The sequence below is a fragment of the Pseudomonas sp. NPDC087803 genome (genome assembly GCF_044742995.1).
Lineage (GTDB): Bacteria > Pseudomonadota > Gammaproteobacteria > Pseudomonadales > Pseudomonadaceae > Aquipseudomonas.
Genome location: NZ_JBIUVO010000003.1, coordinates 125,108 through 135,772 on the forward strand (window position 1 = coordinate 125,108; position 10,665 = coordinate 135,772).

Below are 10,665 nucleotides of genomic sequence, written 5' to 3' on the forward strand. Positions count from 1 at the left end.
GGGGGTCAGGGGGCGGTCAGTGGCCGTTCACTCATGAACGCCTCAAGCCGCGAACGCAGCCAGCGCTCGGCCGGATCGCTGTCGACATGGCTGAGCCAGACCATCGACAGATCCAGCATCGGCGTCTTGAACGGGAACGGTTCCTTGAACAGCAGCCCGGAGGCAGCCATGGCTTCGGCGGTGTAGTCCGGCAGGCTGGCGATCAGGTCGGTGCCGGCCAACAACGCCGGCAACGCACTGTATTGCGGCACCGACAACACCACATGCCGGGTGCGGCCGATTTCCGCCAGCCACTCATCGGCATAGCCGCTGATGTTGGCCGTGTGCGACACCAACACGTGCGGGCGTGAACAGTATTCGTCGAGGGTCAGCGGCGAATCCGAGGCATCGGCGCGCAGAATGCTCGGCTGGATATGCCGCAGCAGTTTGCGCTTGGCATTGGCCGGCAGACCTCGGGTCTGGCTGATGCCGACAGTGATGTCGCCGGCGGCCAGCAGGTCGGGAATGCGCCAGTAGTCGACGTGTTGCACCACGAACACCACGCTGGGTGCTTCCTGACGCAGCGCCCGCAACAACGGTGGCAGCAGGCCGAATTCGACGTCATCGGACAGGCCGATGCGGAACGTCATGTTGCTCACCGCAGGGTCGAAGTCGTGAGTCAGGCTCAGCGCCACCGACAGCGAATCAAGCGCTGGTGACAAGTACTTGAACAGTTCCTCGGCCCGGGCCGTCGGCTCCATGCGATGGCCGACGCGGATGAACAGCGGATCATTGAACATCGCGCGCAAGCGGTTGAGCGCCGAGCTGATGGTCGGCTGGCCGAGAAACAGCTTTTCCGCCGCCCGGGTCACGTTGCGTTCGAGCATCAAGGTCTCGAACACCACCATCAGGTTGATGTCGGCCTTGCGCAGTTCATTTCGATTCATCCATTGCCCCCCGCTCCCCAGACTGCGGGCAGTGTATGAAGTCCTTGGGACCGGCGTCTATCAGACGATTGGCGGTTTGTTCGACAATTTCACTGGACCGTCAGGGTTTTCAATCCCAGCCCCATGACTCGCGCATCATCGTTGAACCCGAGTTTTCTCGGGCTGACGGCATCGGGCAGATGCAACCGGACATTCAGATATTCCTCGGCCACCTGCGCTGCGCTGAGCGGAATTTCCAGCCGATTGCCCTGCACCTGGGTCAGCCGCGTCGACAACGCTTCTACGCCATTGATGCTGACGATCACTCGTTGGCTGAGGTTTGGCGGCATGGCAAATGCCAAGGCATCAATCACCAGGGCATGCGCCCCGGGAGCGATGCGCAACAGCAGTTCCGCATCCTGTCCATCACTCCAGGTGCCCCAGGCTTCCGGCGTCGACCAGCCTTTGACCAGTTGTCGGGTGCTGCGGTTGAACATCTGCACCAGCCCCGGGTGGCTCAGGGGGATCGACGACAGCGCCCGCCCCTGATCGACCATCGCCAGACATTGACTGCAGCGTTTCCAGCCCGGGGCCAGCACGACAAAGTCGTCGACCCGGGTCAACAGATCGGTTTCGCTGTGAATGCTCTTCACCGCCTGGTCCAGCGCGTCGTCATCGAGGATGTACAGCGAATCGTTGTCGTACTGGCCGCTGGCAAGTTGGCCTTGCGTGGTGCGCAACAGCTTGTCCTGCGCCTTGGGGCTGGTACGCCCCAGGTAAGCCGCGTCGGTTTTCAGCCCGTGGGTGGCGGCGAAATCGGCAAGCGCCTGCCACTGGTCCGGCTGATTTTTCGGTGTCACGGCACGGATGCTCTTGTAGTGCGCCGCCGCGCTGGCCCAGAACGGATCCTGCATCGGGCTGACCCAGGCCGCAGCTTCCGGAACCATTTTCGCGGCTTTCAAGCCGGCCCAGGCAATCCGGGTGTCGGCGACTTGCACCACCAGCGCCAGTGCCAGCAACCCCATGGCGATACGCGGCCGATAGCCGCGCACTACCAGATAAGTGAGCAATATCACGATGGCGTAAAACACTGGCCAGAACATCCGGCCCGAAGCGCGAAAAATACTCGCTGCACGCAGCACGAATTTCGGCAGCGGATAGCCGAACGTCTGCAGGCCGAAACCGATCTGATTCGACAGGGCGAACAGCGTCAACCCGATGAACGCCAACAACAGGAACGGGCGACTGCACAATACAGCCTTCAACGAGATACCACTTCTGTACCAGGCGATTACCGCCAATGGCACCAGCAACAGGACACCCAGCCCCAGATAGTTGAAGCCTTCGTAATCGCCGGCGCCCTTGGGAATACCTGGCAAGACAAACGACCAACCGTCTGCATCCACCAGCGACAGCAGGTTCATTCGATAAAAGCCGAAACCGCCGCCCGCCGCACCATCGGTAATACTGAAATAACCCGCCTGCCAGCAGCACACGCTCACCAGCGCGAACAAGCCGCCCAGCTCGATCAGGACCTGACGGCGAGTCAGCTTGCCAGCCCACAACTTGCCCGACAGATCCGCGACCCAGATCAGCGCAACCATGCCCAACAGGTAAGCGTGAACCAATGCTGTCACGGCGAGCAGCGCCCCCCACGCCAGACGTCGGCGCGTGAGTGCCGGGTGCAGTGCCAGATACAGCGCCGCGAGAATCAGGAAGTGCCCGACCAGCGAAAGATGCCCACCGGTACGCAGAAACATCGGCGGCGAAAACACCAGGAGCCCGGCGCCGAGCAGACGCAACACGGGGTTGTCGGTGATCAAGCCGAGCAGCTTCCAGGCAAACCAGGCCTGCAGAATGAAACACGCCAGCAGCCATAGACCGAAATACTGGAACGTCTCCGGCAACCAACCGTTGAACGGTTTGAACAGCAGCGCCAGCAGCGGATTGGAATCGGAAAAAATGATCGAGCTGCCCAGTTCCATCCCATAGGACGGGTTCAGCCCGAGAGGAAAGGTCCAGGGTGAATGGCGAAAGAACACCCAGCCCAGGTAATGCGTCGCCGGATCACCGTCCTTGAGCCAGGCAATGTTTTGCGGGTCGAGGGCACGCGGGCCAATCACCAGAAAAAACGCCAGCGCACCCAGCAGGATTGGCAACAGCGCGAGGGCCGGATGCTTGTTCGAACCCGTCATCGATACGTCCAGAAGTTATGCAGCACAAAGGTGAACGCCGGAATGATCAGCGCCACGGCACCGATGCCCAGCAAATAGTGCAGACCGGCAATCTGCGCCGCCCACGCGACGAACATCGCCAGGAAAAAGCCGCCGCAGGACACCAGCATAAAGCGCAGCAGGGTTTTGCCCTGCAGTCGCGCGGAAAAGCTCCAGGTGGTGTTGATCAGATAAGACACCACCGTCGCCACGGCAAACGCCACGCCGTTGGCCAATGGCGGCTGCGGCGCGACGAAATTGATAAACAGCACCGCCACCAGCGCATGCAGAGCGGTGACGAACAGACCGGTTACGGCAAAGCGCAAGCCGCGCTGGATCAACGCCGATCTTGCGGCTGAGGTCACGGTTTACGCGCCAGCACAAACACGCTCAGACCGGCCAGACGGTTCATGCGCATCAGCGGCAGCTCAAGGCTGCACAGGGTCTTGAGTACACCGTTCACCAGCGGATGATGGCGCTTGAGCTGCGACTGCGGTGTCGAAGCCTGTGGCTCGTTGGGCAGCAAGCGCAATGCCGCCGCAATCGGAAACACCGCACCGAAATAGTAGGCACCGCGCTGCACGGTCAAACCGGCGTCGCGGGCCAGAGTTTCAAACTGCGGCAGGGTGTAGCGGCGCTTGTGTTCGAGGAAATCATCGTGGCCGCTCCAGAGGAACTGGAACGCCGGCACGGTCATCAGGAAACGGCTGCCGGACGGCACCTTGTCGACGTAGGACTTGAGCAGGCCGAGATCGTCGTCGACATGCTCCAGGACGTCCATGAGCAGCACCAGATCGGCGTCGATGGCTGAGATATCACGGCGGTAATGCACCGGTTTGCCGGCGCTGGTCGCATCGGAATCGGCGGGGTAGCTGATATCGACGCACCACGCCTCCTGCGCCGCGGTTTGGGTCAATAAATGGTGCGAGAAAAACCCCGAGCCGGCACCCACGTCGAGAATCCGCGTGATCGGAGCATCACCGAGCAGACGACGCGTCGCCGCCGCTTTGGAGCAGTAATACCAATGCTCGCCGATGCTGTCGCCGAGGATGTCGGTTTCCTTGAGATCCATGTTTCAGTCCTTGGGGTCGTAGACGCGACGCACCAGAAAAACCGGCCGGCGTTTGGATTCGATATAAGTACGGCCCAGGTACTCGCCGAGTACGCCGATGCCAATCAATTGCAGGCCACCGAGGAACGTCACGGCCACCATCAGCGAGGCATAACCGGGCATGTCGACGCCGTGGATCAGCGTGCGTACCACGATAAAAATGGCAAAAGCGAAGGACACCAGCGAGACCGCCGCGCCGATGTAAGTCCAGATCCGCAGTGGCTCGGTGCTGAAACTGGTGATCCCTTCCAGCGCGAAATTCCACAGCCGCCAACCATTGAATTTGCTCTGCCCCGCCACACGCTCGGGACGCTCGTAATCAACGTGGGTGGTGCGAAACCCGACCCAGGCAAACAGCCCCTTCATGAAGCGCCGGGACTCGGGCAAGGTCAGCAAGGCATCGACCACACACCGGTCCATCAGGCGGAAATCACCGACGTTTTCCGGCAGCGGTTGCTCAGCGATCTTGTTGTGCAGGCGATAGAACCAGTGCGCCGAAGTCTGCTTGGCCCAGGTATCGCTGCGGCGGCTGATGCGGTGGCCAAGCACCACTTCGTAGCCTTCGCGCCAGCGCTCGATCATCTGCAGGATGACTTCGGGTGGATCCTGCAGATCGGCATCAATGGGGACGACGATCTGCCCGGAGGCAATCTGCAGGCCAGCGGACAACGCCGCCTCCTTGCCGAAATTGCGGCTCAGATCGACGATCCGCAGACGCGCGTCGTGCTGCTGACGGTCCAGCAGCCGCTCAAGTGTGGCATCAGTGCTGCCGTCATTGACGAACACCAGCTCCAGCTCGATCGACGGCTGATGCTGAAACACTTCGTCAATGCGCAGGATGAACGCGTGGAGACTGTCCTCCTCGTTAAAAACGGGGACAACCAGCGATAACCTGCCCCGTGTGGCCTGTGGCGTTCCGTGCTCAGTCAATGGAGTGCTCTTTTTATAGTGATTGTCGGTCGTCGAAGATTTTCGACGCCATGAGCCGTCCCGTATTAAGCAGTAGCGCCGATAGCCTTGCAAGGTGGAATTGGCGACATTTTGGCCAATCCAGACGCCGATGCGTGCGCTCTAGTCCGCACTCTTCAGAAACATCTGCCAACGATTGGAAACAAATGCCCGATAGCGAAAAAAACTCGCTCCGCTAGGCTTGCGACGATGCGCCACACAGGTTGTCGCAAACACCATCGCAAGGAGCGAACTGAATGTATTTCGAGATCTACAGGCAATCCCGAGGCACCCCGAGCACCGGCAAAGGCCAATGGCGCTGGAGGCTGCGAGCGGGGAACCACGAGACGATTGCCAGTGGCGAATCCTATGTGAACAAGTCCGATTGTTTACATGTGATCGAGTTGATCAAGAGCGTGCAGGGGGAGACGCCGGTGAAGGAGATCTGATCGCGCCGCGTCCTACAGCCTCTTCCTTTTTCGCCTGAATCACTGGCAAAGCACCTTTGCGCCCCTACGCTCTTCAGCGTATGGGGCGATCCAGCCCTGTTCCGCCACCTGACCTTCAACTCAAAAAAGGAGCCGCACCATGGCTAGAGACAAAGCAAAAGACGACAAGCACTTCAACTGCACCCAGACGCATGAAGCCGACTACGTCGCCAGCCTCTATCCGCACGCCAAGGACGAAGTGAAGACCTTCCTGGCGACGGCTTGCAAGGACAATACCCTGCGCAACTCGACGCACAAGCAAGTGTATGACCTGATCAAACAGAAGCTTGGGCACTCGCAGCCGTGAGTGACTGAGGCGGGTGCTCGACAAAACCCGCAGCAACAAAAAAGCCCCGCAGCTTCTCAGCTACGGGGCTTTTACTTTGTTCAGGAACTACGTGACCTAGTGGTCTCACACGGGAATCAAGCTAGGCGTGGGCCTCTCGGTCAAGAACATCCGCAACCCACTGATTAATGCTTTTTTGAGCCAATTGCGCTTTTACCGCAACTGTCGCATGAAGAGCTGGCGCCAAGCGCAGACTGAGATTGCCGGAATAAGGCTTTTGCGGGGCACGCCCCAGTTTAGCGCAGGTCTCCAGATAGTCGGTAACCGCCTCTTCAAAAGCGGACCGAAGCTCTTTTACAGATTCGCCATGAAAACCTACGACGTCCTTGATCCCTGCGATATGGCCAACAAAAAGACCGTCTTCATCGCTGTATTCAATTCTGGCGGCATACCCGTTGTAATTCATCACGTTCATGGAGTGACTCCTGCTTGTTCAAGAAAAGCCCGAGCATCACGAACCTGATAGGGCTTTGCTTCTTTATCCGGATGAGGCCGGTGGAACGTGGCGACAACGCCTCTCATTTCGAACCGAACTCTCGATCCATTGCCCTCCACGGTTTTGGCCCCGAGCCCATTGAAAAGAGACTCGATGCGCGCCCATTCCAACGTAGCGGGAGTGGGTCGTGAAAATATAGCGGCGAGCGTACCGAGCTGTTTGTTGTTCATAGTATTACACCATGATACCGCACAGGGAAAATTGGCAATCGCGATTCATATCGCTGATCAGTGGAGCGCCCCTTTGAACGAGCGGACAAAGCCGCTCTCCATATGTGAAAAACGGTGCCTTCTTGTCCTGATCTATGTGTGTATCGGGCACGTAAGTCAGGATAAGGAGTCATTTGAAATAGAGCTGTAGGTAGACTCCGAGAGTTACGTACGAACCGGCATCAATCGAGTTTCATCCGATTATCGACTTTTCAACCTCGGGTTCCGACGACAGGATTTGCTGATTACTCAAGCGAGCAGAAACAAAAAAGCCCCGTAGCTCTTCAGCTACGGGGCTTTTTCTATGTAATGGCGGAGAGATAGGGATTCGAACCCTAGGTACCGGTGAAGGTACAACGGATTTCGAATCCGTCCCATTCGGCCACTCTGGCATCTCTCCAACGGCGCGCATCATAACAACACTTCTGCGGAAAGCAAACCCTCTTTCGCAAATTTTCTCCGTGCTATCAGATGCTTGCGTCGATTAAAGCGGTACACCCAGACGCTTGGCGACTTCTTCGTAGGCTTCGATGACGTCACCGAGGCCCTGGCGGAAGCGGTCTTTGTCCATTTTCTTCTTGGTGTCCTTGTCCCACAGGCGGCAGCCGTCCGGGCTGAACTCGTCGCCCAGGACGATCGAGCCGTCGCTGAACACGCCGAACTCAAGCTTGAAGTCCACCAGCAACAGGCCGGCGTCGTCGAACAGTTTGCTCAGGACTTCGTTGACCTTGAGCGACAGTTCTTTCATGCGCGTCAGTTGGTCGGCGGTGCCCCAGCCGAATGCCACGACGTGGGATTCGTTGATGAACGGGTCGCCCTTGGCGTCGTCCTTCAGGAACAGTTCGAAGGTGTACGGGTTGAGCTTCATGCCCTCTTCGACGCCCAGACGCTTTACCAGGCTGCCGGCGGCGTAGTTACGCACGACGCACTCGACCGGGATCATGTCGAGCTTCTTCACCAGGCATTCGTTGTCGCCCAGCAGTTTGTCGAATTGGGTCGGAATGCCGGCCGCTTCGAGTTTCTGCATGATGAAGGCGTTGAACTTGTTGTTCACCATGCCTTTGCGGTCGAGCTGCTCGATGCGCTTTCCGTCGAACGCCGAGGTGTCGTTGCGAAACAGCAGGATCAAGCGGTCAGCGTCGTAGGTCTTGTAAACCGATTTGGCTTTGCCGCGGTAGAGTTCTTCTCGTTTTTCCATGATGGGCTCCGCTTGCTAAGTAGATGGGCTAGGCGATATGGCGCCAGTCGAGCCCTGAATCTTGATCGGCCAGTTGCAGCCAGTCCGGGTCGCACCCGAGGGTGTCGACGAAACATTGCCGGGCCAGCTGCGGCAGGTTGTTCTTGCTGCTCAGGTGGGCGAGAACCAGATGCTGCAAGCCCTGCCACCCCAACTCGGCCACCAGGAATGCCGCCTGATGGTTGTTCAAATGTCCCAGCTCGCCGCCCACCCGTTGCTTGAGAAAGTACGGATAGTGACCACGGGCCAGCATGTCGCGGCAGTGGTTGGACTCGATCATCAACGCATCGAGATCCCGATAGCCGTCCAGCACCCGCTCGCAGTAGGAACCCAGGTCGGTCAGCAGGCCGAAACGCCGCTGCTCGTTATCACTGAATACGTACTGGGTCGGCTCTTGTGCATCATGGGCCACGGCAATGACCCCGATGTTCAGTGCGCCGATCTGCAGTTGCTCGCCGCCGGCCAGAAAGCCTGCGGGTTCGATCGGTTTGCGCATCCCGCGCAGTGTGCCGCGACTGAGGTAGACCGGCAGATTGTAGCGCCGAGACAGCAAACCCACGCCATGCACGTGGTCGGCATGTTCATGGGTTACGAGTATCGCGCTCAATTGCGCCGGGTTCAAACCCAGGCGCAACAGCCGTTTTTCGGTTTCCCGCAGGGAAAAACCACAATCCACCAGCACGTACGAAACAGCACTGGCGATCAGCGTGCCGTTCCCTTGGCTACCGCTGCCGAGAACGGCAAAACGCATGTGATCAGCCCAGGTTGTCCTGAATCACGCTCAACACTTTGCGCGCCACATCGGCCGGCGCAACGGTGTTGATGTTCTTCTCGACGGTCACCTGAACGTTTTCACCGACCTTGCTCAGGCGAACCTGATAACGCTCGGCGCGGGCTTCAACTTCTTCCTTGGTCGGCGCACTGCCGAACAGGCTGCTGAAGAAACCAGGCTTGTCGTCTTTCTTCTCGGCTTTTTCGGCCAGGTTGATGTAGTACAGGCCCAGGCTGCGGTTGATGTCTTCAACGCGCCACTGACCTTGCTCCAGCGCCCGACCGACGCTCGACCAGGCACGATCCAGGTCCGGACCGACGTTCAGTACCGGGTTGCCGCTGCCGTCTTCGCTGAGGCTGACACGGCTTGGAGTATCGAAATCACGCGAAGCCAGCATCGACACCGAACCGCCCTTCTCGGAGATCCGGCTCATGCTCGCGAGCATGTCGTCGACCAGTGCTGCGTCCAGGCCAGTGTTGACCGAACGGTTGGTGAAGTCGACGTCGGCGGTGCTGCCGGCAGGACGCTCGGCACTGACCACGTAGATTTCACTGGTATTGCGCTGCACGCCTGGCTCGATGCGCACCCGCACGCGGGTCTCGCTGTCGGCACCGACACCGGCGGCGCTCAGGCGCTTGGCCATGGCGGCGGACAGTTCGTCGGCATGCTGCCATTTAGTCGTGAACTCACCGGTTTGCGGGCGCTGTTCATCCAGACGGAAACCGTTGTCCTGGAAGAACTGCACCGCCACTGGCCAGACTTCGGCCGGCTGGTGCTGGGCCATGACCCAACGCGAGTCGCCGCTCTTCTGCAGCGAGTAGTCCGTTGCATCGGCAATCGCCGTCAGCGGTTGCGGACGTGGCACCACGTATTCGCCCTTGACGGTGTCATCAGCCACATTGCGCGGGATCGGCAAAAGCGGATCCAGACGCTTGGAGGTGCTGACATTCGGTGGCAGTTGCATCGGTGCAGTCTGTTGCGCTTCCAGGTAATCGCTACCACGGTCACGGAAATAACCTTCCGGGCCCCAGACCCATCCGCAGCCACTGGTGCTGGAGATAATCAAGGCAAGTGCGGAAAGTCCGGCCATTCGCTTCATGCGTTGTACTTCCTCAATTAAACCAGGACGCTGCACTGGCGCAAGGCCGTGCGAAGCGTTTCATGACAAGGTGCGCTCAGCCAGGTCAGCGGCAGGCGGATGCCTTCGTGCATCAGGCCCATTTCAACCAAAGCCCACTTCACCGGAATCGGGTTGGCTTCGATGAACAGGTCCTTGTGCAGCGGCATCAGTTTTTCGTTGATGGCCCGTGCGGTGTCGGCGTCGCCTTTGAGCGCGGCCTCGCACAGGTCGGCCATTTCGCGCGGGGCGACGTTGGCGGTGACGGAGATATTGCCTTTGCCACCCAGCAGGATCAGCTCGACCGCGGTCGGATCATCGCCGGACAGCACGATGAAGTCCTTGCTCACGCCGTCGATGATGGCTTTGGCGCGTTTCAGGTCGCCGGTGGCTTCCTTGATGCCGATGATGTTCGGCACGGTGGACAGGCGAATCACGGTCTCGGCCTGCATGTCGCAGGAGGTGCGGCCGGGGACGTTGTAGAGAATCTGTGGAATGTCGACCGCTTCGGCAATGTGCTTGAAGTGCTGGTACAGGCCTTCCTGGGTCGGCTTGTTGTAGTACGGAACCACCAGCAGGCAGGCGTCGGCGCCGGCTTCCTTGGCGTTGCGGGTCAGTTCGACGGCTTCGCGGGTCGAGTTGGCGCCGGTACCGGCGATCACCGGGATACGGCCGGCAACCTGTTTGACCACGGCTTTGATGACGGCGATGTGTTCTTCTACATCAAGGGTCGCCGACTCGCCGGTAGTACCGCCCCCCCCACTGGCATGGGTGCCGGACTTCAGAAGGCCGTCCACGAGTTAGCGGGGGATGTACCAGGAGA

At 59.4% G+C, this 10,665-nt stretch carries 12 protein-coding genes, 1 tRNA gene and 1 pseudogene; 2 read left to right on the top strand and 12 right to left on the bottom strand.

Annotated features, from left to right (window positions below; genetic code table 11):
- Positions 1–5 precede the first annotated feature (5 nt).
- The 5 genes from ACIOUG_RS05010 to ACIOUG_RS05030 all read right to left on the bottom strand — a co-directional run bounded on the left by ACIOUG_RS05010 (position 6) and on the right by ACIOUG_RS05030 (position 5,159).
- A complete protein-coding gene (locus ACIOUG_RS05010) occupies positions 6–926 on the bottom strand; it encodes a LysR substrate-binding domain-containing protein (protein WP_027614510.1) in 921 nt (306 codons plus the stop codon).
- A gap of 89 nt (positions 927–1,015) precedes the next feature.
- Positions 1,016–3,100, bottom strand: a complete 2,085-nt coding sequence (locus ACIOUG_RS05015; RefSeq protein ID WP_401062991.1) for a DUF6311 domain-containing protein — start codon at positions 3,098–3,100, stop codon at positions 1,016–1,018.
- Complete coding sequence (locus ACIOUG_RS05020; protein ID WP_401062993.1) at positions 3,097–3,483, bottom strand: GtrA family protein; 387 nt, start codon at positions 3,481–3,483, stop codon at positions 3,097–3,099. The genes ACIOUG_RS05015 and ACIOUG_RS05020 overlap by 4 nt, the downstream gene beginning before the upstream one ends.
- On the bottom strand, positions 3,480–4,190 hold the full coding sequence (locus ACIOUG_RS05025) for a class I SAM-dependent methyltransferase (protein WP_401062995.1): 711 nt from the start codon (positions 4,188–4,190) through the stop codon (positions 3,480–3,482). The genes ACIOUG_RS05020 and ACIOUG_RS05025 overlap by 4 nt, the downstream gene beginning before the upstream one ends.
- 3 nt (positions 4,191–4,193) lie before the next feature.
- Positions 4,194–5,159 (bottom strand): glycosyltransferase family 2 protein, encoded by a 966-nt coding sequence (locus ACIOUG_RS05030; RefSeq protein ID WP_401062996.1) that lies wholly within the window; start codon positions 5,157–5,159, stop codon positions 4,194–4,196.
- Positions 5,160–5,434: 275 nt separating this feature from the next.
- Here ACIOUG_RS05030 and ACIOUG_RS05035 point away from each other — a divergent pair, with 275 nt between their 5' ends.
- Together ACIOUG_RS05035 and ACIOUG_RS05040 are read left to right on the top strand one after the other, a co-directional pair.
- Complete coding sequence (locus ACIOUG_RS05035; RefSeq protein ID WP_401062998.1) at positions 5,435–5,626, top strand: YegP family protein; 192 nt, start codon at positions 5,435–5,437, stop codon at positions 5,624–5,626.
- 139 nt (positions 5,627–5,765) lie between these two features.
- Positions 5,766–5,972 carry a hypothetical protein gene (locus tag ACIOUG_RS05040; protein WP_401063000.1) on the top strand — a complete coding sequence of 69 codons (207 nt, stop codon included), beginning with the start codon at positions 5,766–5,768 and terminating at the stop codon, positions 5,970–5,972.
- 121 nt (positions 5,973–6,093) lie between these two features.
- On the opposite strand, the gene ACIOUG_RS05045 is transcribed toward ACIOUG_RS05040, so the two are convergent.
- The 7 genes and pseudogenes from ACIOUG_RS05045 to dapA all read right to left on the bottom strand — a co-directional run.
- On the bottom strand, positions 6,094–6,426 hold the full coding sequence (locus ACIOUG_RS05045) for a type II toxin-antitoxin system HicB family antitoxin (RefSeq protein WP_047598089.1): 333 nt from the start codon (positions 6,424–6,426) through the stop codon (positions 6,094–6,096).
- Entirely contained in the window at positions 6,423–6,677 is a 255-nt protein-coding gene (locus ACIOUG_RS05050; protein WP_401063002.1) for a type II toxin-antitoxin system HicA family toxin, read from the bottom strand. The genes ACIOUG_RS05045 and ACIOUG_RS05050 overlap by 4 nt, the downstream gene beginning before the upstream one ends.
- Positions 6,678–7,026: 349 nt before the next feature.
- Positions 7,027–7,116, bottom strand: a tRNA-Ser gene (locus tag ACIOUG_RS05055).
- Positions 7,117–7,200: 84 nt separating this feature from the next.
- Entirely contained in the window at positions 7,201–7,914 is a 714-nt protein-coding gene (purC, locus tag ACIOUG_RS05060; protein WP_401063004.1) for a phosphoribosylaminoimidazolesuccinocarboxamide synthase, read from the bottom strand.
- Between the two features lie 28 nt (positions 7,915–7,942).
- Positions 7,943–8,704, bottom strand: coding sequence for an MBL fold metallo-hydrolase (locus ACIOUG_RS05065; protein WP_401063006.1), 762 nt, complete (start codon positions 8,702–8,704; stop codon positions 7,943–7,945).
- A gap of 4 nt (positions 8,705–8,708) precedes the next feature.
- Entirely contained in the window at positions 8,709–9,824 is a 1,116-nt protein-coding gene (gene bamC / locus ACIOUG_RS05070) for an outer membrane protein assembly factor BamC (RefSeq protein WP_401063007.1), read from the bottom strand.
- Positions 9,825–9,841: 17 nt separating this feature from the next.
- Positions 9,842–10,627 (bottom strand): annotated as a pseudogene (dapA, locus tag ACIOUG_RS05075) (4-hydroxy-tetrahydrodipicolinate synthase); the annotation flags it as partial.
- Between the last annotated feature and the right edge of the window lie 38 nt (positions 10,628–10,665).